Origin of the sequence: Pseudoalteromonas sp. T1lg88, from assembly GCF_002964765.1 — a bacterium.
In the GTDB taxonomy this organism is placed as follows: domain Bacteria; phylum Pseudomonadota; class Gammaproteobacteria; order Enterobacterales; family Alteromonadaceae; genus Pseudoalteromonas.
Map to the genome: position 1 here is coordinate 112779 of NZ_PQCF01000026.1, position 25303 is coordinate 138081.

At 49.7% G+C, this 25303-nt stretch carries 24 protein-coding genes, 1 tRNA gene and 1 pseudogene; 7 read left to right on the forward strand and 19 right to left on the reverse strand.

Features of this window, described 5'->3' with window-relative positions:
• Window positions 1-4: 4 nt before the first annotated feature.
• A complete protein-coding gene (locus C2M34_RS08465; protein ID WP_267894348.1) occupies window positions 5-580 on the forward strand; it encodes a sigma-70 family RNA polymerase sigma factor in 576 nt (191 codons plus the stop codon).
• Complete coding sequence (locus C2M34_RS08470; protein ID WP_158681405.1) at window positions 573-1292, forward strand: DUF3379 family protein; 720 nt, start codon at window positions 573-575, stop codon at window positions 1290-1292. Before C2M34_RS08465 ends, C2M34_RS08470 begins: the two co-directional genes overlap by 8 nt.
• Window positions 1293-1379: 87 nt before the next feature.
• Here the strand turns inward: C2M34_RS08470 and putP are convergent, their stop codons facing one another.
• Window positions 1380-2918 (reverse strand): sodium/proline symporter PutP, encoded by a 1539-nt coding sequence (gene putP, locus C2M34_RS08475; RefSeq protein WP_105200718.1) that lies wholly within the window; start codon window positions 2916-2918, stop codon window positions 1380-1382.
• 329 nt (window positions 2919-3247) lie between these two features.
• On the opposite strand from putP, the gene C2M34_RS08480 reads away from it, so the two are divergent.
• A complete protein-coding gene (locus C2M34_RS08480; protein WP_105200719.1) occupies window positions 3248-4468 on the forward strand; it encodes an EAL and HDOD domain-containing protein in 1221 nt (406 codons plus the stop codon).
• A 56-nt stretch (window positions 4469-4524) separates the two neighbouring features.
• Here the strand turns inward: C2M34_RS08480 and C2M34_RS08485 are convergent, their stop codons facing one another.
• Genes C2M34_RS08485 through ccmA form a run of 10 tightly spaced genes read right to left on the reverse strand, consistent with a single transcriptional unit; the run spans window position 4525 to window position 12209 of the window.
• Window positions 4525-5262, reverse strand: coding sequence for an MlaA family lipoprotein (locus tag C2M34_RS08485; protein ID WP_105200720.1), 738 nt, complete (start codon window positions 5260-5262; stop codon window positions 4525-4527).
• 8 nt (window positions 5263-5270) lie between these two features.
• On the reverse strand, window positions 5271-6509 hold the full coding sequence (gene ccmI, locus C2M34_RS08490) for a c-type cytochrome biogenesis protein CcmI (RefSeq protein ID WP_105200721.1): 1239 nt from the start codon (window positions 6507-6509) through the stop codon (window positions 5271-5273).
• A complete protein-coding gene (locus tag C2M34_RS08495) occupies window positions 6509-6970 on the reverse strand; it encodes a cytochrome c-type biogenesis protein (protein ID WP_105258539.1) in 462 nt (153 codons plus the stop codon). Before C2M34_RS08495 ends, ccmI begins: the two co-directional genes overlap by 1 nt.
• Before the next feature lies 1 nt (window position 6971).
• Window positions 6972-7535, reverse strand: coding sequence for a redoxin family protein (locus C2M34_RS08500; RefSeq protein WP_105200723.1), 564 nt, complete (start codon window positions 7533-7535; stop codon window positions 6972-6974).
• A complete protein-coding gene (locus C2M34_RS08505) occupies window positions 7532-9472 on the reverse strand; it encodes a heme lyase CcmF/NrfE family subunit (protein ID WP_105200724.1) in 1941 nt (646 codons plus the stop codon). Before C2M34_RS08505 ends, C2M34_RS08500 begins: the two co-directional genes overlap by 4 nt.
• A gap of 3 nt (window positions 9473-9475) precedes the next feature.
• Window positions 9476-9952 (reverse strand): cytochrome c maturation protein CcmE, encoded by a 477-nt coding sequence (gene ccmE, locus C2M34_RS08510; protein WP_105200725.1) that lies wholly within the window; start codon window positions 9950-9952, stop codon window positions 9476-9478.
• The gene (ccmD, locus tag C2M34_RS08515; protein WP_105258540.1) at window positions 9949-10164 is read right to left on the reverse strand and encodes a heme exporter protein CcmD; all 216 of its coding nucleotides are present in this window, start codon (window positions 10162-10164) and stop codon (window positions 9949-9951) included. Before ccmD ends, ccmE begins: the two co-directional genes overlap by 4 nt.
• Window position 10165: 1 nt before the next feature.
• A complete protein-coding gene (locus C2M34_RS08520) occupies window positions 10166-10903 on the reverse strand; it encodes a heme ABC transporter permease (RefSeq protein ID WP_105200727.1) in 738 nt (245 codons plus the stop codon).
• Window positions 10903-11589: a heme exporter protein CcmB gene (ccmB, locus tag C2M34_RS08525; protein WP_105213771.1), complete on the reverse strand. Its 687-nt coding sequence runs from the start codon at window positions 11587-11589 to the stop codon at window positions 10903-10905. Before ccmB ends, C2M34_RS08520 begins: the two co-directional genes overlap by 1 nt.
• Window positions 11589-12209, reverse strand: a complete 621-nt coding sequence (gene ccmA, locus C2M34_RS08530) for a cytochrome c biogenesis heme-transporting ATPase CcmA (protein ID WP_105200728.1) — start codon at window positions 12207-12209, stop codon at window positions 11589-11591. Before ccmA ends, ccmB begins: the two co-directional genes overlap by 1 nt.
• A gap of 388 nt (window positions 12210-12597) precedes the next feature.
• Here ccmA and C2M34_RS08535 point away from each other — a divergent pair, with 388 nt between their 5' ends.
• From C2M34_RS08535 to C2M34_RS08545, 3 genes are all read left to right on the forward strand, one after another.
• Entirely contained in the window at window positions 12598-13338 is a 741-nt protein-coding gene (locus C2M34_RS08535) for a glutathione peroxidase (RefSeq protein ID WP_105258541.1), read from the forward strand.
• Window positions 13339-13783: 445 nt separating this feature from the next.
• Complete coding sequence (locus tag C2M34_RS08540; RefSeq protein ID WP_105258542.1) at window positions 13784-14122, forward strand: hypothetical protein; 339 nt, start codon at window positions 13784-13786, stop codon at window positions 14120-14122.
• A complete protein-coding gene (locus C2M34_RS08545) occupies window positions 14073-14897 on the forward strand; it encodes a hypothetical protein (protein ID WP_158681406.1) in 825 nt (274 codons plus the stop codon). Before C2M34_RS08540 ends, C2M34_RS08545 begins: the two co-directional genes overlap by 50 nt.
• A 158-nt stretch (window positions 14898-15055) precedes the next feature.
• Here C2M34_RS08545 and C2M34_RS08550 read toward each other — a convergent pair.
• From C2M34_RS08550 to rppH, 6 genes and pseudogenes are all read right to left on the reverse strand, one after another.
• Window positions 15056-15130 (reverse strand) — tRNA-Arg (locus C2M34_RS08550).
• Window positions 15131-15392: 262 nt separating this feature from the next.
• Window positions 15393-16244: a thymidylate synthase gene (locus C2M34_RS08555; RefSeq protein ID WP_105258544.1), complete on the reverse strand. Its 852-nt coding sequence runs from the start codon at window positions 16242-16244 to the stop codon at window positions 15393-15395.
• Between the two features lie 10 nt (window positions 16245-16254).
• Complete coding sequence (gene lgt, locus C2M34_RS08560) at window positions 16255-17064, reverse strand: prolipoprotein diacylglyceryl transferase (protein ID WP_105258545.1); 810 nt, start codon at window positions 17062-17064, stop codon at window positions 16255-16257.
• A gap of 14 nt (window positions 17065-17078) precedes the next feature.
• A complete protein-coding gene (locus C2M34_RS08565; protein ID WP_105258546.1) occupies window positions 17079-17885 on the reverse strand; it encodes a sulfite exporter TauE/SafE family protein in 807 nt (268 codons plus the stop codon).
• 57 nt (window positions 17886-17942) lie between these two features.
• Window positions 17943-20230: pseudogene (gene ptsP, locus C2M34_RS08570) on the reverse strand (phosphoenolpyruvate--protein phosphotransferase).
• Window positions 20231-20244: 14 nt separating this feature from the next.
• A complete protein-coding gene (gene rppH / locus C2M34_RS08575; RefSeq protein ID WP_105213697.1) occupies window positions 20245-20766 on the reverse strand; it encodes an RNA pyrophosphohydrolase in 522 nt (173 codons plus the stop codon).
• Window positions 20767-21202: 436 nt separating this feature from the next.
• Between rppH and mutH the strand changes: the two genes are divergently transcribed.
• A complete protein-coding gene (gene mutH, locus C2M34_RS08580) occupies window positions 21203-21871 on the forward strand; it encodes a DNA mismatch repair endonuclease MutH (RefSeq protein ID WP_105200734.1) in 669 nt (222 codons plus the stop codon).
• Window positions 21872-22228: 357 nt separating this feature from the next.
• On the opposite strand, the gene eno is transcribed toward mutH, so the two are convergent.
• Window positions 22229-23521, reverse strand: a complete 1293-nt coding sequence (gene eno / locus C2M34_RS08585) for a phosphopyruvate hydratase (protein ID WP_105200735.1) — start codon at window positions 23519-23521, stop codon at window positions 22229-22231.
• A 122-nt stretch (window positions 23522-23643) separates the two neighbouring features.
• The gene (locus C2M34_RS08590; RefSeq protein WP_105190565.1) at window positions 23644-25278 is read right to left on the reverse strand and encodes a CTP synthase; all 1635 of its coding nucleotides are present in this window, start codon (window positions 25276-25278) and stop codon (window positions 23644-23646) included.
• Between the last annotated feature and the right edge of the window lie 25 nt (window positions 25279-25303).

The following is a 25303-nucleotide window of genomic DNA, read 5'->3' on the forward strand; positions in this document are numbered from 1 at the left end:
CCAGGTGCAAAAATTTCCCCTTTTACGAAATAATTTTTCGTCATTACAGGTCTTTATGGGCATGGCAGATAAACAAAAGCGCTATGAAGCGCTGGTGCAGGTCTACCACAAAGAGCTCTATCGTTTTGCCTTTTGGTTAAGCAAGGATGCCACTGTGGCGGAAGACCTGGTCCAAGAAACATTTTTAAGAGCGTGGCGATCGTTGGATTCCTTGCAGGATCAGGGCGCGGCTAAGTCGTGGCTGCTAACCATATTGCGCCGTGAAAACGCCCGCCGCTTTGAACGTAAACAGTTTGATTACAGCGATGTCGAGCAAGACACATTAGTCGATGAGCGCAATACCGCCCTCGATGATGATATGGAGCTCACCGTGCTGCAGCGACATATCATGGCCTTACCAGACGAATACAGGGAGCCCTTGATATTGCAGGTGATGGCCGGATGCAGTGGCGAGGAAATTGCCGACATCCTTAATCTCAACAAGAACACGGTAATGACGCGCTTATATCGGGCTCGCAACCAGCTAAAAGACGCATTAACTCGTAACCCTGACAAATTTAATGAGGCCCCCAATGGATGAACTCGAATTTCGCCGGCGCCTTTTAGCTCAGCCGCAGAATAAAGACAAAGAGCTGCTTGAGTACGCACAGCAAAACCCTGAGCGCATGAGTTTGGTCAATGAACTCAAAAGCTTTGATAAGGAGCTGCACCAAGCCATGAATGTGTCGGTGCCGGAAAACCTGGTCGATAAGATTATTTTTAGGCAAAGCATGAGCGATGATACGAGCGCGAATACCCACCCCCTAAAACGCTCCCCTAATCGTCCCTGGTATCTGGCGCTGGTTGCCAGTGTCGCCCTGGTGTTTACCTTTGCCTTGTATCAGCTTAATAGCCCGACCCTGAGCATAGGCGAGCATGCTCTGGCCCATGTGTACCACGAAATCGACTCGCTGGAGGCCCAAGACCGCCTGGATATGGCCACGGTCAATGCCCGCCTTGCCGAGCTAGGTGGCCAATTAAGCGCCCTGCCCGGTGAAGTGACCTTTGCTCGTTTTTGCCGCTTTAAGGGGCAAAAAAGTCTGCATCTGGTATTTAATTCTCAGTTTGGCCCCATGACGGTATTTATCGTCCCGACCAATAACCAATACCTGGGCGATGACTATTTTTCCGATCAGCGTTTTGCCGGACGGATTTCCCACTTTCCCAAGGGGGATGCCATCTTGGTAGCCGCCGCACAGGCGCCTATAGATGAATATCAAAGTCGCATAAACCAATCGCTGCAATGGCTATAAGGCGGCACTTCCCCAGATAGCAAAAAGCCACCCTTAGCGAACTAAGGGTGGCTTTTTTGTGTCTCTAAGCAAGCGATAAGCCCAGGCTTAATTTAGCTCCGCTTTCAGCGAAGCTTCTACTTCCTCAAAGGTAGCCACCAACTCTTCGCTTGGCTCTTTGGTTGCCAGCGACACCACAAAAATGGCAATACAAGAGAAGATAAAGCCAGGGACAATCTCGTAAATAAGACTGCTCAGGCTCTGACCGTTAATGCTAATTGGCGCATAAATCCAGAACAATACCGTGGCGGCACCCACCACCATACCGGCAATCGCACCTTGCAGGTTCATGCGTTTCCAGTACAGGCTAAACAAGACCAAAGGACCGAACGCAGCACCAAAGCCAGCCCAAGCATTACTAACCAGATCCAAAATAGAGCTGTCGCGGTCATAGGCAAGATAAATGGCACACAGGGCAACCAGCACTACGCTGATACGACCTATCAACACCAACTCTTTCTGTGACGCCTCACGACGCACATAGATGCGGTAGAAGTCCTCGGTCAGCGAGCTTGAGCACACCAACAACTGAGATGAAATGGTACTCATAATGGCCGCCAAAATCGCCGCCAGTAAGAAGCCAGCAATCAAGGGATGGAACAGCAGCTCGGCAAGCACCAGGAATATGGTTTCCTTATCATCGATAGGCATTTGGTTTTCCAGCATATAGGCGGCACCGAATAAACCGGTTAACACCGCACCTATGGCCGAGAGCGTCATCCAGGACATACCGATACGACGCATGGTAGGCATTACCTTCACCGAGCGTACCGACATAAAACGCACAATAATATGCGGCTGACCAAAATAACCTAGGCCCCAGGCCATGGCTGAAATAATGGCAATGGTTGAACCACCGGCAAACCAGTCCATCATATTCAGTGCATGCACTTCGCTGTCTTTGGGCGAGGACAACAGCAAGTCATAACTGGCATTGCCTAGCGTTTCGAACACCGGCTGATCCAGCATGGTATAAGTGACTAGCGGTACCGCCAGTAAGGACACAAACATGATACAGCCTTGCACGAAGTCCGTCAGGCTCACTGCCAGGAAACCACCGAACAAGGTGTACAGCACCACCACACCGGTAGTCACATACAAGCCGGTTTCATAACTCATACCAAAGGAGTTCTCAAACAGCTTACCACCGGCAACCACGCCGGATGAGGTATAAAGGGTAAAGAAAACTATGATGACGATGGCGGAAATAACGCGAAGAATATTTTTGTTATCGGCGAAGCGATTGGCAAAGTAATCCGGGATGGTAATGGCGTCATTTGCTCTTTCTGTGTACACACGCAAACGCGGTGCAACCAGGAAGTAGTTAGCCCAGGCACCCAGTACCAGGCCTATGGCTATCCATACCTTGCTCAAGCCAAATAAATACATGGCTCCAGGCAAGCCCATAAGTAACCAACCACTCATATCTGAAGCCCCGGCGGACAGGGCGGCAACACTTGGCGACAGATTTCGACCACCGAGCATATAGCCCGACACATCATCCGTCGATTGTTTATAGGCGTACAAGCCTATGCCAAGCATGGCAATAAAATAAAGGGCGAGTGATATTATCGTACCTAATTCCAAACTAGCCTCCAACTTTAGCGCTACTAAATAGTGCGTGCCTTGGCCACTGGCTCAAAGCTATTTGTTATTGTCTTATTCGGCCATAAACCAAGACCGAGTCGCATACTATAGCATGGCGAGCGGGGGCAACTCCAATTAGTGCGTTTGTCGCCATAATTGCGATAACAAAAGTAAGTATGTTGTTTAAACGTAAAAAGTACTTTTCTGGGGTAACAAAAGTATATAGTACTGGGTGAAAGCCATTTCAATTTCTCATATATTGTTAGAAATACAATAGCTCTGTAATGGACTGGGCCCTAACTGATCAGCAACCGGTATGGATGTAATAAATGAATTTCTACGCTGCGCGACAACCTATTCTAGATAGAGACAAATCCCTGGTAGGCTATGAGCTCCTGTTTCGCGATGGTCTTGATAACGTTTTCCCCCAGATCAATGACGACCAAGCCACCTCACGGCTTATCGAAGGCAGTCAGTTTACTTTTGGTCTTGAAGAGTTAACCGGCAACAAGCCCGCCTATATTAATTTCTCCCTGGAAACCTTGGCCAAGGGCTATGCCACCACCATGGGCAGCGACGAAATCGTCGTGGAAATCCTCGAAACGGTGCAACCGAGCCTGCGCCTGCTGGCTCTGATCAAGGATTTGAAAGAGCGCGGTTATACCCTGGCACTGGATGACTACAAGCATCAAAATGAATGGCGTCACTTTTACCCCTATATCGACATTATAAAAATCGACTATTTGCAAACCCCTGTGGAGCAAATTGAGGAAGTGATTGAAACACTTAAGCCCTTCCCTCATATTAAACTGCTGGCGGAGAAGGTTGAAACCCATGAACAATATCAACATGCCATGGACCTTGGTTTTAGCTTATTCCAAGGCTTTTTCTTCTCTAAACCGGAAATAGTGCAAAGCAAGGCGCTGCCGCCTTCTGAATTAACTTTGGCTGAGCTGCTTTATCAAACCTTGAACACAGAGTTGGATTTGGCCAAGATCACTGCGGTGTTCGAGCGCGACGTCAACCTTAGCTACAAATTGCTGCGCTATTCCAACTCGGCCATGTTTAAACGTCGTACGGAAATCACCAGTATTAATCAAGCCTTAGTGGTACTGGGTGACAAGGAAATCAAAAAGTTTCTCTCCCTCTTGTATACCGCCCAACTCTCATCGGATAAACCCGCCGAGCTTATACGCCTGTCTTTAACACGCGCTCGTTTTGCCGAGATATTGGCAAAGCAGCATGCGGAGCAAATCGACTCGGAGCGCGCCTTTTTAACGGCCATAATGTCGCTGCTTGATGCCATCTTAGATCTAAGCATGAATGAAGTAGTAGAGCGCTTACCTCTGGCTGACGATATCAAGGAGGCGCTGCTCGACGGCAAGGGGGAATTGGGCGATTACCTGGCCCTGGTTGAACAATACGAGCATGCCCAGTGGCAAGAAGCCAATGCCACCATAGATAAGATGAAGCTTGATGCCAAACGCGTGCCCGATGCTTACCATGAGGCCATTCTATGGGCTCAGGAGCAAATGAAGGCAATTATGTAAGCCACTATGAAGCAATAAAAAAGCCTGCTAAATGCAGGCTTTTTTATTGCTGATTTTTAGAGATTCTCTAGGAAGTCATCGTCGTATTCTTCCGCTTCCGGCTCTTCGACCAGCGGCGGATTACCATCGTGCAGCTCATACAGCTGACGCTGATAATAAACGTCTTTCACAAAAGTATAAGGGTCCAGTGACTCATTCAACAGACTCTCTTGAGGGATCAGGGAGGCACGGGTTTCTACCACTTTCAACACAAATACCAGGATGGTTTCCGGCGTACTCAGGGCGATTTCCGGCAACACAAAGTTATCCACCACATCGCCTGTGAGGTTGCGGGCCGTGCTCGGGCCCATACCCGGCAACATCAAATAGGCACCATCACCTATGCCCCAAACACCCAGGGTCTGACCGAAGTCTTCATCCACATGCTCTAGGCCAAGACTGCTGGCAATATCGAACAAACCACCAATGCCGACCGTGGTATTAACCAAAAAACGCGCCATGGCGATACCGGTGCGATCCGCCTTGCCTTGCAACGCAGCGTTAATGGCATCCGTGGGCGCACCTATATTGTCGGTAAAATTGGCGATCGAGCGACGCACTGGCGCCGGTGTCACTTCCACATAACCGACCGCCACAGGACGTAAAATATAGGCGTCGAGGACATCCATATTAAAGTCATAAATAGGGCGGTTAACACTTTGCAGCGGGTCGCGCGGGTCTTCCTTCTCCGCCGGCACCTGAGCACAGGCGCTTAGCAGCAGTGCCGATAAGGTTATTAGAGTCTTTTTAAGCATCGTCTATCCTACTGAATCAAGGTATCTATGGTCACATCGACACTGGGTTGCTGATGGCGGTTAAAGGGCTGAGATTTACCTTCCAACTCACCCAGTTCAACGGCCACGTCACCATCCTTTGAGATACGGGCAATCACTTGAATTTGCTCAAATTGTTGCAAACTCAATTGCGCCATCATGGCATCTGCCTCACTCAGAGTGACTGTCATGGGCAAAGAGAATTGCTCAAAGCGCTTAACCGCCAATGGCATAGCAGGCCCTTCTGCGGCCTTGGCAAACACAAATAGCACCGCATTAAGAGGAATACGATCGGCTATGTCATCGGCCAGAGTCACCTGTACCTGCACCTTATGCGTCGGTTCGCTGTTTTGCGCTTGCGCCAGACGCGCATCAATTTCTTTAATGCGTTCACTGACCATGGCATAACGGGAGTCTTGCTCATTCATGGTCAACAAGATCAACTCAAAGGCGCTTTTGGCTTCGGCCCAATCCTTACGCTCGTAGGCTATCAAGGCCAGCATGGAAATGGCATCGATATTCTGTGGCTGCACCTGCAGCACCTGCGACAACAGCTTGGCCGCCTGATTCATCGCCATATCATCACCTTTGATCAGCAGCGACTGAGCATAGCTGACCTTGGCACTGATATTTTCAGGGTCCATGGCCAAAACCTTGTCGAACGCCTGCATCGCCATTTCATAATCGTTTAAGGTCATGGCCACACGACCCAGCATCAGCCAGGCCACTGCATCATCACCGTCCTTAGCCAGGCGGGTACGCAAACCAAGCAACAAGGCCTGACGCTCATTGGCATCAAGAGGCTCGCCCTTGCCCATCACCGCGCGCTCACCCAGTTCTGGCAGCTCCACCATGGCCTTTTCCCACGCCTGTAGCTGCGCCTGACTACCGGTGAAATAATAGAACACAGCGCTAAGCAGCACCAAAAATGAAGCACCGGTCAATGCCAAAATTCGGTTATTACCGCGGCTTTGCAGCTGTTGCTCCGGCGCCAGATCATTCAACAGGCGTCTTTTAAGTTCCAGTAGCGACTCATTAAAACTTGTTTGCGAAATACGCCCAAGCGCTAAATCATCCGCCAACTCCTGCTGGCGCTGCTCAAAGATATCGATGCGCTCGGCATTAACGCTTGGGTTTGCATCGCTTTCAAAACGACGGAAAAAAGGCCAGCACACAAATATCAAGGCGGCGAAGGCTAAGGCCGCAAAGGCCCCCCATAATGACAACATTACGCAGACTCCTTGCGCTTATAGCGCGTGATCAACTTTTGCAGTTGTTGCTCATCGGTCTCAGACCAACTTGCTTTTTGCGCCGCCTTTTTCTGGCGCAGAATAATAAAGGCAAAACCACCCACCACGATCAGACCGGGCAGAATCCACAGCAAAATAGTAGCAGGGGTAACAGGCGGCTGATAATGCACAAAGTAACCGTAACGATCGATCATGTAATCAATAACCTGATCCTTGCTCTGCCCTTCTTTAACCAGTTGCTCCACCTTCTCGCGAAGATCCTTGGCCACCACGGCATCTGAGTCGGCAATATTCTGGTTTTGACACTTGGGGCAACGCAGCTCCTTGGTCAGCTCGGCAAACAAGGCCGCCTGCTCGTCGTTAGCAAAGTCGTACTTTTCTTCCACCGCGGCAGCGGAAACGGCAAATACCAAGGCCAATAATACAAACACAAAACGCATGTTATTCTCCCAGTAGCGGCGCAAACTTGGCACGCCACACTCGCTCGTTAACATCACCAGTGTGATGCACCAGCACCTTGCCTTCACCATTGACCAGGAAGGTCTCCGGCGCACCTGAGACCCCTAAGTCCAAAATAAACTGGCGGTCTAAATCAAGCATATTGAATTGATAAGGGTCGCCGGCACGGGCCAGCATATCCCGCACTTCCTGTTGCAAAGCCGCTAAGTCAAAGCGGTCGCCGAAATCAGGGTCGTAACCCTGCTCGTAGTACAAACCCACTATGGTCACGCCGCGCTCACGCAACTCGGTTAAGTAACCCAGCTCCGCCAAGCAGGTTGGACACCAGGTGCCCCAGACGTTGATCAAATAGGTTTGACCGGCCATATCGGCATTGGTCCAACGCTTTTGCGGCTCCATCAGATCCGGCAAATCAAAGGCTGGCAGTGCCTGATTTACCCGGCCACTTTGCAGCTCACGTGGGTCGGAAAACAAACCCTTTAACAGGAACGCGCACAGCAGTATAAATACCGCCAGTGGCGTTAATACGAACCACTTTTTATTCATGCCTGTGCCTCCTTGGGATTACGACGACGATAACGGCGATCAAAGAGGACGATAAAGCCTGCCAAAGCAATCAAGATACCGCCCAACCACATCACCCGTACAAAGGGTTTATGGTAAATGCGCAATGACCAGGCGCCACCGGTGAGCTGCTCGCCCAGGGCGAGATAAAGATCTCGGCTCAGGCCAGCATCTACTGCGGCTTCGGTCATAAACTGCATGCCGATATCGTAGCGACGCTTTTCCGCGTGCAATACGGTTTCCAGCTCACCTTCTTTAAATACGGTCACCACTCCGGCATGGCCGGTGTAGTTTGGTCCGCGAATGGCTTTAACGCCATCGAAACGGAAATCATAACCACCTAAGGCCACCTGCTCGCCGGGCACAACACGTACATCACGCTCGGTTGAATAGGCCGAAGTCAGGGCCACAGACATAATCACCAGCGCCAGGCCGATGTGACCCAATTGCATGGCCCAATAGCTTAAACCTAAGCGCTTGATTGATTGCGCCTGCGCGGTTTTCTGGAGCAGATCCTGAGCGCTCATCACCATGATCCACAGCGCCAATGCGGTGGCCATAAAGGTTAAAGCACTGACCTTGGCAAAACTGCTAAACAACCAGGCGGCGGTAAGCACCAGGGCAATCACTACGCCTAACCCATATTTACCCGCCACTTGCTTCAGCTTGTTTTGCTTCCAACGCAGCAGCGGCGCTGCACCCAGCAATAAAGCAAAAGGCACAATTAAATAAGTAAACATCTGATTGAAGAAGGGTTCACCGATGGAAATCGAGCCCAGACCCAGCTCCTTGTGGATCATAGGCAAGAGCGTACCTAGTAAAACGATAAGCGTCGCCACCACCAGAAGAATATTATTCAGCCACAGTGCCACCTCGCGAGAGAACAGGCTATAGCGACCTTCACTCGATACATGACCGGCGCGCAGGGCATAAAGCGTTAACCCGCCACCCACGACTATGGCCAAAAAGGCAAGGATAAACATGCCGCGATCCGGGTCCGAGGCAAAAGCGTGTACCGAAACAATAATGCCCGAGCGCACGATAAAGGTGCCCAATAGACTCAATGAGAAGGCGGCAATGGCCAAAAGCACTGTCCATGATTTAAAGATACCGCGCTTTTCCGTCACCGCTAATGAATGCAGTAACGCCGTGGCCACCAGCCAAGGCATCAGGGAGGCATTTTCTACCGGATCCCAGAACCACCAGCCACCCCAGCCAAGCTCCGCATAGGCCCACCAACTGCCGATGGTGATACCCAGGGTTAAAAAGCCCCAGGCCGCCATGGTCCAGGGGCGCGACCACTTGGCCCAAAGGTTATCCAGCTGACCGGTGAGAAGTGCCGCAATGGCAAAGGCAAAGGAAACTGACAGCCCCACATAGCCCATATACAAAAGTGGCGGGTGAATGATCATGCCCGGGTCTTGCAACAGCGGGTTCAGGTCTCGTCCTTCCACCGGATAATAAGGCAACAGGCGGTCAAACGGGCTCGACATCAAGAGGGTGTAAAGCATAAAGCCGACGGCCAAAAAGCCCAGCACACCGAGGACTCGGGCACGCAATGGCCAAGGCAGGGACTTGGACATCAGCGCCACCGCCGCCGTCCAGCCGGCCTGCATCACCAGCCACAGCAGGATAGCCCCTTCATGACCGCCCCAGGTCGAGGTGATCTTGTAATACCAAGGCAAGGTACTACTTGAGTGATGGGCCACATAGGCCACTGTGAAGTCATCGGTAAGACTGGCGTAAATCAGTGCTGCAAAAGAAAGCAGCACAAAGATAAACTGACCCACCGCCAACGACGGTGCCGCACGCATCAGACGTAAATTGCCTGTGTGCGCGCCCCACATGGGAAAAATAAACAACAGCACACAAAGCACCATTGCCAAGGTTAATGAAAAATAACCGAGCTCTGGGATCATAACTTAGTTGCCGTTGTTATTATAAGTAGGTTTGTGGTGCTTAATGCCCTTCACCGCTTCGGCGACTTCCTCAGGCATATATTCTTCATCGTGCTTAGCCAGCACTTCGAATGCCTCGATCACATCGCTTTCAATCAGGGTGCCCTGTGCCACTATGCCCTGCCCCTCACGGAACAGATCCGGCAAAATGCCTTTATAGCGAATGGTTACCATGGGGCCGGAATCGATCAACTTAAACTCAACGAATAAAGAGTTATCATCGCGTTTAACCGTACCTGGTACTACCATGCCGCCGATACGCAGCTTTTGTCCCACGCTTGGTTTTTCAAGCTCTGGGCCCTTGCCGTTGATAAGCTCGCTCGGAGTATAGAATAAATTAATATTCTCTTGCAGCGCGTACAAAGTCAGGCCCACGGCGCTAGATAGGCCGAATAACAAAGCGATAATAGTTAATAGGCGTTTTTTACGTCTTGGGTTCATGATTGCGACTCCTGCTGCTTAGCCAGCTTAGCTTTTTCAATACGTTGCTCACGAGCACTCTGTGCCGATACCTGTTGTAATAACTTACGCTTTTCCTGGATAGAGCTAACCACCAGGGCGATAATAATTAACGCACAGCTGCCGAAGGATAACCACACGTAAAAGGCGTAGCCACCCATGGCAAAAAATTCTGAAAGACTCTCAAACTGCATCTTATTTGCCTCCCGCCAGAGCTTTAACCCAGGGGCGATGTTGCTCGCTTTTTAGGATTTCTGTTTTCAGGCGAATTAGCGTCACCGCCCCCAAGAAACCGGCAAAGCCAAGGATATTGATCATCAAGGGCCAGAACATGCTTGAGTCTATGGCCGAGGTATCAAACTTGGTGATGGTTGCACCTTGGTGCAGGGTGTTCCACCACTCCACCGAGAAATGGATAATCGGCAGATTTACTACGCCAACCAGGGCAAGAATAGACGCCGCCTTACCCCCGGCGCGCTTGTCCTCAAAGGCATGATAAAGAGAAATCACACCCAGGTATAAAAACAACAAAATCAACTCTGAGGTTAAACGGGCATCCCATACCCACCAGGCACCCCACATGGGTTTACCCCAGGCAGCACCGGTCAATAAAGCAATCACAGTCATGGCCGCACCCACAGGAGCAATGGCAATCACCGCCAACTGGGCATTGCGAATTTGCCACACCAGGGCCACTAAGCCAGCGATAGCCATGGACGAATAGGCGCCCATAGACCAGATGGCCGACGGCACATGAATAAAGATGATGCGATAGCTGTCTTTTTGTTGGTAGTCCGCAGGCGCAAAGGCCAGCCCCCATACCCAGCCCACCAGGATGCCAAGCACGGCGATCACGGCAAAATAGGGCAGCAGGGTGTTACACAACTGATAGGCCCTTTCGGCCTTAGCGTAGGGATGTAACCACTTCCACATTAGTTAATACTCACTTTCAATGCTGATGAAACGGCAATAGGCGCAAGCACGATAGCCACGGCTAAAAATGCACCTAGAATCGCAAGCTGGCCGCCATAAGCCAGGGACATGCTGGCGGTATCTATGGCGGAGGTCGCGAAAATTAATACGGGTATATAGAGCGGCAGGACCAATAAACTAAGCAGTACCCCACCCTTTTGCAGGCCCACGGTGAGCCCGGCGCCGATGGCACCAATCAAGCTCAGCAGCGGCGTGCCAATTAGCAGGGTCAGCATCATGGCGCTTAGAGCCTGCGATTGTAAATTCATCAAAAGCGCAAACAACGGCGCTAGAATAACCATGGGCAAGCCGGTTACCGTCCAGTGCGCGGCCACCTTAGCCGAGACGCTCAATGACAGCGGAAAAGGCGACAGCATCAGCTGCTCCAAGGTACCGTCCAGGTAGTCATCACGAAACATCTTGTCCAAGCCCAACATGGTCGCCAACAGGGCCGCTACCCAGATAATTCCAGGCGCCATGCGCGCCAATAAATTAGGCTCAGGGCCAATGCCCAGCGGGAACAGGGTGATAACGATTAAAAAGAACAATAACGGATTGATAATGTCGCTGCGCTGGCGAAACGCCAAACGAACATCTTTTTTATATACGCTGGCCCACACGCGCCAGTATGAATGGTTCTGTGCTATCAAATGCGATACTCCAGCTGCAACTTGATGAGCTTATCAAAGTGCGCGGTAAGGTCTTGGTGGCTGGTCAGCAAAATAGCACCGCCCGAGGCGAGATGCTCGGCAAAACGCTGTTGCAGCAATTGCACACCCTTTTTATCCACCGCGGTGAAGGGCTCATCCAATAACCACAAGGGCGCACGATTTAACCATAAACGCGCCAGGGCTACGCGGCGCTGCTGCCCGGCAGAAAGCTGGCGCACCGGCACATCTTCAAGACCAACCAGACCCAGGTCGGCAAGTACCTCGTAGAGATCTAAGCCGCTTTCAAGACCATGGGTATTGAGCCAAAAATGGCAATTTTCTAAGGCATTAAGCGCAGTGTTGACGCCGGTTTTATGGCCGATAAACAGCACATTCTCGGCGTACTCGTCATAATTACGACCAATACACTGCTGATTAAACTTTACTTGCCCCTGCATAGGCTCGGCGAAGCCCGCTAAAATACGTAATAACGAGGTTTTTCCGGCACCGTTAGGACCTTCTAACTGCATGATCTCGCCCGACTTTAGGGTAAAACTCAGGTCTTCGAACAAACATCGCTCTTGCTTTATACAAGTGACTGCGTCAACGTGTAGCACAAACAGGGATTCTCAATGCTTAAAATTGGGCGTTAGTCTACCATAATGCTAAGCTAATGCGAAAAATTGCAGGTAAAACTTTGATCTCTAGCAAGGGGGAATATGTCGGGTCCATTTACCCCTTTATTCAACCTAGTCTCAGCGCTGGAAATCACTGCCTCAAGCGCACCAATACTGCAGCCAAAATCACCTTAAAAATAACCCTGGATGGCACACAGGATTCACCTTAAATAGCAACAAATAAACATGAAAATGCACGTGCCGGGGCGAGTGCAGGCGCTACCAATTCAATTCAAAAAAACGATCACCTCAATCAGTTTAAAGCATTTTAATGATTAAACTTACTTTGGCACACTAGGCTCATTGATTTAGAGAAGGACTAAAACTAATGAGCCAATTTAAAAACAGCACAGGCCTACGTGTACCCGATGTCACCTTTGCCATTCGTGAGAATGACCAATGGCAAAAACGCACCAGTGCAGATAGTTTTGCCGGTAAAACCGTGATCGTCTTTGCCCTGCCCGGTGCCTTTACGCCAACCTGTTCGTCCACCCATCTGCCCCGCTATAACGAATTAGCCGCGGTGTTTAAACAAAACGGCGTCGATGACATAGTTTGTGTTTCGGTAAATGACACCTTTGTTATGAATGCCTGGGCGCAGCACCAGGAGGCCGGCAATATTACCCTGCTGCCCGATGGCAACGGCGAATTTACCGATGGCATGGGCTTGTTGGTCGATAAGAATGACCTTGGTTTTGGCAAGCGCAGCTGGCGTTATTCCATGCTGGTTAAAGATGGCGTGGTTGAGAAAATGTTTATCGAAGCGGATGTGCCCGGCGACCCCTTTGAGGTGTCCGACGCCGATACCATGCTGGAGTACATCAACCCGCAACAGGTAAAACCTCAACCGGTCAGCCTGTTCAGTAAACCCGGCTGCCCCTTTTGTACCAAGGCAAAGAATCTGCTGACAGAAAAGGGGCTGGCGTTTGAAGAGATCACCCTGGGTAACAGTGTGTCGCTTACCAGCTTAAAGGCTATCACAGGTCGTGAAACCGTACCGCAAGTCTTTATTGGCGGTGAGCATATAGGTGGCAGTGACGATTTAGCGGCCTACTTCGCGGCACAATAAGATGGCGGCCCCTGCAGCACCTAAAAACAGCCTAAAATGGCTCTTAGGGACCAATTAACAACTTATTTTTAAGGAAAAAAACACCTTTTTTTACACCCAAAATCAACGTAAAAAAAGGTGTCTAGTTGTTTAAGGGAAGATCAGGCATCTGTGGACTTAAGCAATGTACGCGAGCTGTTAGAGCATAGTGACTTAGATATGACGCTGAGGTTTGCACATTTAGCGCCTGAGCATAAAGCGGCTGCGGTTAATGTGATTGGCTAATTTATTTGGATTGATCGATCATAACCCAATAATCATAGAAGTCATTTAACCACTTGGGAAGCTGATTACGCATAACTTATAGATAGCTAAGAACATGATGCTGTTGCTCTTTTTTATTGCCAATTTATAATAAATCATATGAACAAAGGCAGTTCATTAGCCGCTCAAGGAATTAGTTCACATGTCAATCAGCAAAGTTAAAAGTTTATTTTCTCGTTCACAATACCCGCTTCACTACGGCTGGTTAGAATTAGCGGAAAAGAGCACAGACACCTCTAGTGATCAAGAACATCTACTAAATGAGATCAGCGACATCTCGAAAATAATGGGTGATGAATATACAGAAGCTTTGATGTTGATCCTCGACTCCGAACCTAAATCGCCTGACTCATTGCTTTGGAAGTTAATGCCCATAAAGCTCGCAGCAAAAAAAAGAATAGCGACAAACAGTGGTGAGTTAGCTGGAAACTGTGAAGAAATTAAATCCCTGCTCTCAAAGTTATGTCTCAGTAGGAAGTAAAACTCCTAAAGAGCTGAGGGATGAGAAAATGGAAGCTAGGCGTAAATCTTCAGAAAAGATGTTTAAGGAACTAAAAGCCAAGCGTGAAAAAGAATCTAAAGAACGAAAAGCCAAGTACGACAAAGACTATATTGATTTCCCGTTAATAGACGTAGTTAAAATACGAAGGCGCTCCAAAGCTGCCACAGTCTTCAAGGCATTGACCAACGGGAAAACAATTTCTGATAGCGACTATCTCTGGTTGATTAGCAATGGTTTTGATAATCAAAAAGTAAGTGAGTTGTACTACCTAAATCGAGCTGAACTAGCAAAGCGTAAATGGGAAGATACGAAGAAGCCTTGGAATCTCGTGAATGCTATTGCTGATTACAGAAAAGCTGGAGAACCAAAAATAGCGGCTGGTTTGGTTAACATAAATTACCCCTTTAACTTTGCCAATGGTAACAAGAATCTCAAGTCTGCATTACTCACTACGAGTGGTGGAGCAAAGCGAGATCTAGGAATGTTTGATGAAGCAGTCAAATTGGGCACTCAAGCCCATGAACTGACTCAACAAGACTATCGCCCATGCACCTTAATTGGCGCATGTAAAATGCTCTCAGGAAATATTACTCAAGGACATGAGTGGTATCAAAAAGCAATTAAACGTGGATTTAACGAAGATAGTTTTGAACAAGAGCTTCGCTCAATCTACAGTCGTGCCAATCGAAAAGACAAAGCCAAAATCAAACAAACATTAATTAATGATGGAAGGGTATATCAGTGGCTCAAATAGGACACTTGCTTAATATGAATTAGTATTTTGATTGTCCAAGTCATATTTCCATACGTAATAGCAATCCCCTATTTATGTGAACATTGGATACACTGCTACACAATTGCTAAACAGACTTAGAGTTTTAACCTATTTTATTTTTAACTTATTGATTTTAATGGCGGCCCCTGCAGGAATCGAACCTGCAACTACCCCTTAGGAGGGGGTTGTTATATCCATTTAACTAAGGGGCCTATCCAAGGTCTATGACCTAGGGCTTGATTATAAAGCTAGGTGTTTGGTAATCAAGCCTATTAATTGGACTTAACTGGCTATCCCTAGCCCCAGTTTCTCATGCACCACACGCGCTCTTTAATAGTACGCCGGTCGCTTCAGATTAACGCGATTACAGATAAAACCAGACATCCAGCTTTCATCCTTAGCATTTTCGCTAAGGGATTTTATGCAAAATCCCGATCTAAAGATTCCTAATTGCAGTGCAATGCAGGAGACTAGTTATACGGCAAACGGATAGCGAATAGCCTCATGATGCTGATAACCGGAGATCTCAAAGTCATCCGTGCTCACCCAGGTTTCCAAATCTTCCAGGGATTTGATCTTTGGGTTGATGTGCAGTTGCGGCGAAGGGAAAGGCTCACGCTTTAGCTGCACGTCACGCATCAACTCAAGCTGGTTTTCATAAATATGGGCATTAACGATTTTGTGATACGCCATACCCGGCTTATGACCCGTGATCTGCGCCACCAAGGCCAGCAGGGTAAAGACCTGGATCTGGTTGAAGTTTAAGCCCAGTGGCACATCGCATGAGCGCTGATAACTGGTCAGATGCAGGGTGTCACCCAGCAAGGAAAAGGTATGAGTGTGCATGCAAGGACGCAAACAACCCAGTTCAAATTCGCCGGGATTATAAAAAGTGATGATCTCACCGCGGTCATCAACACCACGACTGAGGTTATCAACCACCTTCTTTAACTGGTCCAGATGCGTGCCGTCCGGCTTTTGCCAGCTGCGCCCCTGCACGCCATAAACACGGCCCATATCGTCTTCACCGCGACGGTTGGGGTTGTTCAACCAGGCCTGATTTTCGTTGGCATTGGCATTCCAGGTGTTACAGCCGATATCGCGAAACTGGGCGGCACTGTCATAGCCGCGTAAATAGCCAAGCAACTCGGCGATGGCCGCCTTAAAAAAGCTCTTACGAGTGGTGATCAGTGGAAATTCGTTGGCAGCAACATTGTATTCCAAGTCCGCATTAATCACGGTCAAACAACGGATCCCGGTACGCTCATTTTCCACCCAGGTGCCGGTGTCGACGATGCGACGGCATAAGTCTAAATACTGTTTCATCTTTGCTTCCTTATTTCTTCGCTGCCGATGCCGCGGCGTTATCCGCTTTGCTGTACGCCCAGTAGATAAACGCACCACCGATAATAATCATAGGCAGGGATAAAATCTGCCCCATAGACATAATGCCGCCTAATAAGCCTAAGTGGGCGTCCGGCTCGCGGAAGTATTCAATGGCAAAACGGAAGGTACCGTAACCGAGTAAGAACAGCCCTGAGACACTGCCCGCCGGGCGCGGCTTTTTAATAAACCACTGCAAAATAAGGAAGAGCACCAGGCCTTCGAAAAATGCTTCATATAATTGCGACGGGTGACGCGCGTCCGGCCCGCCGGTTGGGAACACCATGGCCCATGGTACATCTGACGTACGTCCCCACAACTCGCCATTAATAAAGTTACCTATGCGTCCCGCCAGCAGGCCAAGCGGCACTAAAGGCGCCACAAAGTCGCCAACGGTAAAAAACGATTTACCGCGCGATTTAGCAAACCAGAATATGGCCGCAATTACCCCGAGCGTGCCGCCATGGAAGGACATGCCGCCTTGGTCAATACGGAATAGGTAAAGCGGGTTTTCCAGGAAATAAGAGAATTGATAAAAGAATACGTAACCCAAACGACCACCGAGAATAACCCCGAGCATGCCGTAAAATAACAGGTCGCTGACTTCTTCTTTGGTCCATCCCGAGCCGGGTTTGGCGGCCTGACGGTTTGCCAGCCACATGGCCAGAACAAAGCCAACTAAGTACATCAAGCCATACCAGCGTACGGCCAGCGGCCCTACTTCGAAAATCACCGGGTCAATTTGTGGAAATTCTAAAGCCATAATTTTATTTTTGCCTAGCTAAACACCATACGTAAGGCGATGATCACCAGCAGTAAGGCGAAGATTTTTTTAATATGTGAAACGGGTAAATAATGCGTAGCGCGCGCACCAAAGGGGGCCGTAAACCAGGACGTTGCAACAATGCCGGCCAGCGCGGGAACATAAACAAAGCCAACAAAACCATCGCCGATGTCCTGCACCTGCCACCCGGAGGCAATGTAACCCAAGCAGCCAAACAGCGCAATGGCAATACCACTTACCGCGGCGCAGCCAATGGCCTTTTTCATGTCTACGGAAAAGTAGTTAAGCAAGGGTACGAGAAGCGCGCCACCGCCAATGCCAATCAACCCGGACAGTGCGCCGAGAACCGAGGTTGAACCCAAGATCACCACATCGGATGGCATGGGTCGGGTGCTGGTCGCCCTATGGCTGGAATAGATCATCCGCATAGCGATAAATATGACCGCCACGGCGAAAATTGCTTTCAGTCCCTGCTGGGGTATATAGCTGGCCATAAAGCCGCTGATCAGGGCGCCGGTAGACACACCAAACAGTACCGCTGGCGCCACTTCCCAGGGCACATTTTGGTTGCGATGATGGGCCAGTGCCGAGGACGTTGAGGTAAATAAAATAGAAGCCAGTGAGGTGGCAATGGCTATTACCAATACATGTTCAACATCGGTGACATTAAAATGCACCAGCAGCGCACTGAGCGCGGGTACAATAAGCAGGCCGCCACCTATGCCTAACAGACCGGCGAGAAAACCCACCACACTTCCTAACACCATGCACAAGATAAAAAGCCAAATAAGATCTGCCATGTATTTTACTTATTCTGTTTTCTTATATGATGAATATATCAGGTTATAAAGAGGATTTCATTGCTTGCCATCATCGTCTTTTTGTCGATATAACAATTGCCCTAGACCCTGTTCAAGCATGAAATCCCGCACTAAACGGTGCACCTGTTTGGCATGGGCGGCGCTTAAACATTGTGCCAGTAATTGCTTACACTTCTTAAGGCCAACGCGGCGGATAACCCATTTCACCTTATGCAGGGCGCTAAAGTTCATACTTAAGCTGTCAAAGCCCATGGCTATCAACAAAATGGCTCCTTCCGGCTCACCGGCCAGCTCGCCACACAAACTAAAGGGAAAGTTGGCAGCCTGACATTGCTCGGCAATACCGTTTAAGCGCGCAGAACCGCCGGGTGGTAACAATCGAAGAGATTGGCGACGCGGGAATTTGCTCTGTCCACCGCCAGCAGATATTGAGTCAGGTCGTTGGAGCCGACGGAACAAAAGTCCATTTTGGCGGCAAACTCATGCAGCAAGTACATGCTCGATGGCACTTCGATCATCACCCCAATCAGGGGCTTGTCGATATAGCTGAATTCGTGTGGGAAGTCCTGTTGCAGCTCATAATAAGCGCGCTCAAGCAGGGCTAAAGACTCATCGACCTCCCCTACTTCGCTAACCATGGGCAAGAGAATACGCAGGTTACCCAGGCCGGAATTGGCCTTGATCATGGCCTTAAGCTGATCGAGAAACAACTCGGGATGATCTAGGCTCACGCGAATACCGCGCCATCCCAGAAAAGGGTTTTCTTCCTGAATATCAAAGTAGTCAAGCGCCTTATCACCGCCTATATCCAAGGTGCGCATGGTGACCGGGGCCGGATGATAACTGTTGAGCACCTGGCGATACCATTGCTCTTGTTCATGCTGGGACGGAAAGGTGCCTTTTTGCATAAACCAGGATTCGGTGCGATACAGACCCACGCCGTCGCAATAACGGGCGCTGTCGAGCTCGGTTTGTAGATCCAGACCGGCATTGAGCATCAGGTCGATGGCCTTGCCATCCAGAGTGGTCGAAGGCAGATGGTATTCCGACTCAAACTGGTCGTGTAACTTGGCGTCGCGGTGCTGAATTTGCGCATATTCTTTTTTCAGCGCCTCGCTGGGGCTAAGATACACCCGCCCGGCATAGGCATCGATGATCAGCTCTTTATTATCGAACTGTAACAGCGGAATATCGTTAATGCCCCACACCGTGGGGATATTAAGGGCGCGCGTCAAAATCGAGGCATGGGAGTTGGCGGCGCCATGAACACTGACCACCCCTTTTAAGCGCTCCTTGGGCACCTGCGCTAACATGGCCGGAGTCAGGGTATGGGCCACTAAAATGGTATTTTCCGGATAAGGCTTGGTGGCCTTTTCGGTATTGAGCAGATGAAACAGCACCCGCAGGCCAATGTCTTTTACATCGACGGCCCGCTCTTTAATATAAGGGTCCTGCATGGCGTTAAATTGCTGCACCAATCGCTCTATAACCAGCTTTAAGGCGCTTTTGGCACACCAGCCATCGGCAATTTCCAGCTCCACATCGCGACCCAGGCTGCGAGCATCGAGCAATTGCAAATAAACTTCAAAAACAGCTACCGCCTCGCTCGGCAGATGTCCTTGCATGGACACAGCCAGAGTGCTGAACTCCTTACGGGTGGCTGCCACTGCCTGTAAGAAGAGTTGCTTTTGTTTGAGCTTATCCTCTTCCTTGCGCAGCTCCACGGACGAAAAGTCGACTTTAGGCAGCACCACATAGGCATGGCCCTGAGCGATACCGCCGGAGCTGGAGATCCCCTTGAGCATGGTCGAGCGATGACTGAGGTCGTCCTGCTGCAACAAGGTTTGTATCTGTGCAACCGCCAGTTGCGGCGCCAATTGCGCCGACAAGGTGATCAAAAAGGATTCTTCGTCTTCACTAAATACTCTGGCCGCCGTCTGCTGCACCACAATAACCCCTAGCACCCGTTTTTGATGCACCACGGGCACGGATAAAAAGGCGTTATATTGCTCTTCTTGAACAAGATCTGAGGTTATAAAGTGCGGGTGTGACTTGGCATAGGCAAGGTTGATCGGTTCTTCACGCTGAGCCACCAGACCCACCAGGCCTTCGGTAAAGCCAAGGCGAAACTTACCCACGGCGGCGGGGTTAAGGCCATCGGTGGCCATCAAGACAAAGTTATCCTGGCTGTAATCGGCAAAATAGATCGAACAGCACTCGGTCTTCATCGCCTTTTTGACCTGGCTGACAAACACCATGAGCGCGCTTTCCAAGCTCGGCTGCTGAGCAACTTGCTCGACGATGGCGCGCATGGTGGCAAGCATATTGAAAACTCTCCTTAACGGCGGTTACGCCACTGCCCCTGGGGCGCTGATTCCTTGCGATTAAATGGCATCGCAATAGGAGCAAATTCTTTCATTACCCGGCGGTAGACGTCGCGTTTAAAGGCCACGACCTGGCGCACAGGATACCAGTAACTCACCCAACGCCAATCATCAAACTCCGGATGATGGGTTTTCAGCAAGTTTACGTCTTCGTCTTTGCATTTTAGTTTCAGCAAGAACCATTTCTGCTTTTGGCCAATACACACAGGGCTCGAATCGCGGCGTATTAACCGTTTCGGTAGTTTATAACGCAACCAATGACGCGAGCTGGCAATCACCTCAACATCTTCTGGTAGCAGTCCCACTTCTTCATGCAATTCGCGGTACATGGTTTGCTCTGGCGTTTCGCCATCATCTACCCCGCCTTGTGGAAATTGCCATGAATGCTGGCCGTAACGGCGGGCCCAAAATACCTGCCCCTGATTATTGCAGATTACGATTCCGACATTGGCACGAAAACCTTCGGCATCAATCACCTTAGTGCCTCTTTTGTAAGTCGATTTTTATCGATTGTTCCACAATCACCAATTGACAGCAAATAATATTCGCAATTAACACCAAGTTACTCACATGTTGTGCATAACTTTTAATAACTACGGATAAAAATAAAACAAATCCACAATCAGCAGGCCAAAAACAGTATTTCTCCACAGATTCTGTGGATAAATGTGTTTATACATCTGTATTTTGTGGATTAAAACACCACACCAATTGTATTAAATCTTAATAGGCAATGAAATAACCAATTAAAATCAATGTGTTACAAATAAAACCAAAGCAAATGGGTGAGCAAAAAAGCACCCAATTTTTTCTGCTCAAAATAGCAACACCCTTGTCCGCTGTACCGAACAAGACTAGGAATTCACCGCGCCTTTGTTACAATCAGGCCTCCACAGCCCTTATCGAGCAGCTATGATTTCTCCACCTACTAACCTTGCCCAATTACGTCAGCGCGTCGATGCCATTGCCGGTATGACCCTAGGGGCGCTTGCCGAGCAATACGGTTTTAAAACCCCGGAACATTTGCAGCGAGAAAAGGGCTGGGTTGGGCAATTGTTGGAATATGTGCTTGGGGCTACCGCTGGCTCTTTGCCGGAACCGGACTTTCCCGCCCTTGGTGTGGAATTAAAAACCTTGCCCATTTCCTATCAGGGCACGCCGCTGGAAACCACCTTTGTCAGCGTCGCCCCCCTTACACAGGTGACTGGGCTGAGTTTCGAGCAAAGTACCGTGTATAAAAAACTCTGTCATGTCTTGTGGTTGCCGATTTTGGCCGAGCGCGATATTCCTGTGGTGGAACGAGTGATAGGCAGTGGCTTTTTATGGCAACCCAATGCGCAGCAATTCGCCCAGCTGAAGCGGGATTGGGAGGAACTCACCGAGATGATAGCTCTGGGGCAAATTGAGCAGGTCAATGGCCATTTTGGCGAGGTGTTACAACTGCGCCCCAAGGCCGCCAACAGCAAAGCCCTGACCGCAGCCATAGGCAAAAATGGCGAGCGCATTCAGACCCTGCCACGGGGCTTTTATTTAAAAACCCAGTTTACCCGGCAGATCCTCGCCCAACAGTTTCAGCCTTAAATTCATTTGTAGGTCGGTGCTTTGCGCCGACAATGCCAATGAATGTGCAATTTGTCGGGGTGAATCCCGACCTACAACGACATATCGCTTGTGACACCTTTGTCGGGCTGAACCCCGACCTACAACGACATATCGCTTGTGGCACCTTTGTCGGGGTGAACCCCGACCTACAACGACGTTTCGCTTGTGGCACCTTTTGTCGGGCTGAACCCCGACCTACAACGACGTTTCGCTTGTGGCACCTTTTGTCGGGCTGAAAGCCCGACCTACAACGACATGGTGATAAGGGTGCTCCAAACAGGCATAAAAAAACCGCGGTAAGACCGCGGTTTTTTTTATTGGCTAAATAAGCCCAGCTTATTGGCCTTTGATTTCAGAACGGCCTTTATAAACCGCTTTGTCACCAAGTTGTTGTTCGATACGTAGTAGCTGGTTGTACTTAGCTACACGGTCTGAACGACATAGTGAACCAGTTTTGATCTGGCCAGCAGCAGTACCTACCGCAAGGTCGGCGATTGTCGCGTCTTCGGTTTCGCCACTACGGTGTGAAATAACCGCAGTAAAGCCGGCGTCTTTAGCCATCTTGATTGCATCAAGCGTCTCAGACAGTGAACCGATCTGGTTGAACTTGATAAGGATAGAGTTACCAATGTTCTCGTCGATACCACGCTTTAGGATCTTAGTGTTGGTTACGAATAGATCGTCGCCCACTAGCTGTACCTTGTCGCCAATCTTATCGGTTAGAATTTTCCAACCCGCCCAGTCGCTTTCGTCCAGGCCGTCTTCGATTGAAACGATAGGGTAACGTGCCGCTAGGTCTGCAAGGAAGTCGGCGAAACCAGCCGAGTCGAATACCTTGCCTTCGCCTTTAAGGTCGTATTTACCATCGTGGTAGAACTCTGAAGAGGCACAGTCTAGCGCTAGGGTTACGTCTTTGTTTAGCTCGTAACCGGCAGCAGCAACGGCTTCGGCGATCACTTCCAAGGCTTCTTCGTTTGACTTAAGGTCAGGTGCAAAACCACCTTCGTCACCTACCGCAGTGTTTAGGCCGCGTGCGCTTAGTACTTTTTTCAGGCTGTGGAAGATTTCCGCACCCATGCGTAGCGCTTCGCTGAAGCTAGGAGCGCCTACCGGCTGAACCATAAACTCTTGGATATCAACGTTGTTATCCGCATGCTCACCACCATTGATGATGTTCATCATAGGCACAGGCATTGAATACTGGCCAGATGTACCATTGATGTCGGCGATGTGTTCGAATAGCTCAACACCCTTGTCCTGAGCTGCCGCTTTAGCGTTTGCTAGCGATACCGCCAGGATGGCGTTTGCGCCTAGCTTTTCTTTGTTTTCGGTGCCATCAAGCTCAAGCATGATGTTATCGATTGCACGCTGCTCAAGCGCATTTTGGCCTTTAAGGGCGGCGGCGATTTCGTTATTTACATAACCTACGGCCTTCAATACACCCTTACCCAGGTAACGGCTCTTGTCGCCATCGCGTAGCTCAAGCGCTTCACGTGTACCGGTTGAAGCACCAGAAGGTGCACAAGCACGACCCCAAGCACCGCTGGCTAGGTATACTTCGGCTTCAACAGTTGGGTTACCGCGTGAGTCCATAACTTCACGGCCAATCACTTTAACAATTTCTGACATCTCGAATGATTCCTCTTGTCCCAGGTTTAGTACTCCCTCCCCCCGGGGCCGATTCTTGGCGCCTCTGGGCAAGGGGTATAAAAACGAAAAAGCCGTGCATGGGCACGGCTTAGTACGATCGATTACGAAGACTGCTTCTGGAAGCTGTGTGCAGCCGCCACGAAACCTTCAAATAGTGGGTGACCATCACGTGGCGTTGAGGTGAATTCCGGGTGGAATTGCGCCGCAATAAACCAAGGGTGATCTTTGTTTTCAATGATTTCCACCAGCTTCTTATCTTCGGAAAGACCGGTGAACTCAAGACCCGCTTGCTCAAGCTGCTCAACATAGTTGTTGTTCACTTCATAGCGGTGACGGTGACGCTCAACGATTTGATCATTGCCGTACACTTCACGTACCTTTGAACCTTCTTTCAGATGACAAAGCTGAGCGCCAAGACGCATGGTGCCGCCTAAATCAGACGCTTCGTCACGTACTTCAACATTACCGTCTTTATCAAGCCATTCGGTGATAAGGCCCACTACAGGGTGCGGCGAGTTAGCATCGAACTCGGTTGAGTTCGCGCCTTCAAGACCGGCTACGTTACGCGCATATTCAATTAGCGCCACCTGCATACCTAAACAGATACCTAGATAAGGCACCTTGTTTTCACGGGCATACTTGGCCGCCATGATCTTGCCTTCAACACCACGGCCGCCGAAGCCGCCCGGTACCAAGATGGCATCAAGACCTTTCAGCAGGTCAACGCCCTTGCTTTCGATATCTTGTGAGTCAACGTACTGAATGTTCACTGTCAGGCGGTTTTTCAAACCAGCATGCTTAAGGGCTTCGTTAACCGACTTATAGGCATCCGGTAGTTCGATGTATTTACCCACCATACCGATAGTCACTTCACCAGTAGGGTTCGACTCTTGGTAAAGTACTTGTTCCCACTCGGATAGATCCGCTTCCGGGCAATCCAGGTAGAAACGACGACAAATGATGTTGTCCAGATCCTGCGACTTAAGCAGCGCCGGGATCTTATAAATGCTGTCTACGTCTTGTAGCGAGATAACCGCTTTTTCTTCAACGTTAGTGAACAGGGCAATCTTGGCACGCTCATTACCCGGTAGTTTACAGGCCGAACGACATACCAGGATGTCTGGCTGAATACCGATAGAACGCAGCTCTTTTACAGAGTGCTGAGTCGGCTTGGTTTTCACTTCGCCCGCAGGGCCTAAGAATGGCACCAGCGTTAGGTGCATAAACAAGGCGCGCTCGCGACCGATTTCGGTACCAAGCTGACGAATGGCTTCTAAGAAAGGTTGTGACTCGATGTCACCTACGGTACCGCCGATCTCAACGATGGCGATATCATGACCTTCTGCACCTTCAACTACACGACGTTTAATGTCGTTAGTGATGTGCGGGATAACCTGAATGGTTGCACCCAGGTACTCACCACGACGCTCGCGACGAAGAACATCTTCGTATACACGACCTTGGGTGAAGTTGTTGCGGCTGGTCATCTTGGTGCGAATGAAACGCTCATAGTGACCAAGGTCAAGGTCCGTCTCTGCACCGTCTTCGGTAACGAACACTTCACCGTGTTGAATTGGGCTCATGGTGCCCGGATCAACGTTGATATAAGGATCCAGCTTTAAGATTGTGACTTTTAAGCCACGTGCTTCTAAGATCGCTGCCAATGATGCAGCAGCAATACCTTTACCCAACGAGGAAACCACCCCGCCTGTAACGAAGATAAATTTTGTACTCATGCGAACCCTAAGATATCAGGAAATG

Excerpts from the sequence above, each read along its gene's own strand:
- C2M34_RS08470 (WP_158681405.1), top strand. The coding sequence starts at position 573 with ATGGATGAACTCGAATTTCGCCGGCGCCTTTTAGCTCAGCCGCAGAAT.
- C2M34_RS08480 (WP_105200719.1), top strand. The coding sequence starts at position 3,248 with ATGAATTTCTACGCTGCGCGACAACCTATTCTAGATAGAGACAAATCC.
- C2M34_RS08485 (WP_105200720.1), bottom strand. The coding sequence starts at position 5,262 with ATGCTTAAAAAGACTCTAATAACCTTATCGGCACTGCTGCTAAGCGCC.
- ccmI (WP_105200721.1), bottom strand. The coding sequence starts at position 6,509 with ATGTTGTCATTATGGGGGGCCTTTGCGGCCTTAGCCTTCGCCGCCTTG.
- C2M34_RS08495 (WP_105258539.1), bottom strand. The coding sequence starts at position 6,970 with ATGCGTTTTGTGTTTGTATTATTGGCCTTGGTATTTGCCGTTTCCGCT.
- C2M34_RS08500 (WP_105200723.1), bottom strand. The coding sequence starts at position 7,535 with ATGAATAAAAAGTGGTTCGTATTAACGCCACTGGCGGTATTTATACTG.
- C2M34_RS08505 (WP_105200724.1), bottom strand. The coding sequence starts at position 9,472 with ATGATCCCAGAGCTCGGTTATTTTTCATTAACCTTGGCAATGGTGCTT.
- ccmE (WP_105200725.1), bottom strand. The coding sequence starts at position 9,952 with ATGAACCCAAGACGTAAAAAACGCCTATTAACTATTATCGCTTTGTTA.
- ccmD (WP_105258540.1), bottom strand. The coding sequence starts at position 10,164 with ATGCAGTTTGAGAGTCTTTCAGAATTTTTTGCCATGGGTGGCTACGCC.
- C2M34_RS08520 (WP_105200727.1), bottom strand. The coding sequence starts at position 10,903 with ATGTGGAAGTGGTTACATCCCTACGCTAAGGCCGAAAGGGCCTATCAG.
- C2M34_RS08535 (WP_105258541.1), top strand. The coding sequence starts at position 12,598 with ATGAGCCAATTTAAAAACAGCACAGGCCTACGTGTACCCGATGTCACC.
- C2M34_RS08540 (WP_105258542.1), top strand. The coding sequence starts at position 13,784 with ATGTCAATCAGCAAAGTTAAAAGTTTATTTTCTCGTTCACAATACCCG.
- C2M34_RS08555 (WP_105258544.1), bottom strand. The coding sequence starts at position 16,244 with ATGAAACAGTATTTAGACTTATGCCGTCGCATCGTCGACACCGGCACC.
- lgt (WP_105258545.1), bottom strand. The coding sequence starts at position 17,064 with ATGGCTTTAGAATTTCCACAAATTGACCCGGTGATTTTCGAAGTAGGG.
- C2M34_RS08565 (WP_105258546.1), bottom strand. The coding sequence starts at position 17,885 with ATGGCAGATCTTATTTGGCTTTTTATCTTGTGCATGGTGTTAGGAAGT.
- mutH (WP_105200734.1), top strand. The coding sequence starts at position 21,203 with ATGATTTCTCCACCTACTAACCTTGCCCAATTACGTCAGCGCGTCGAT.
- eno (WP_105200735.1), bottom strand. The coding sequence starts at position 23,521 with ATGTCAGAAATTGTTAAAGTGATTGGCCGTGAAGTTATGGACTCACGC.
- C2M34_RS08590 (WP_105190565.1), bottom strand. The coding sequence starts at position 25,278 with ATGAGTACAAAATTTATCTTCGTTACAGGCGGGGTGGTTTCCTCGTTG.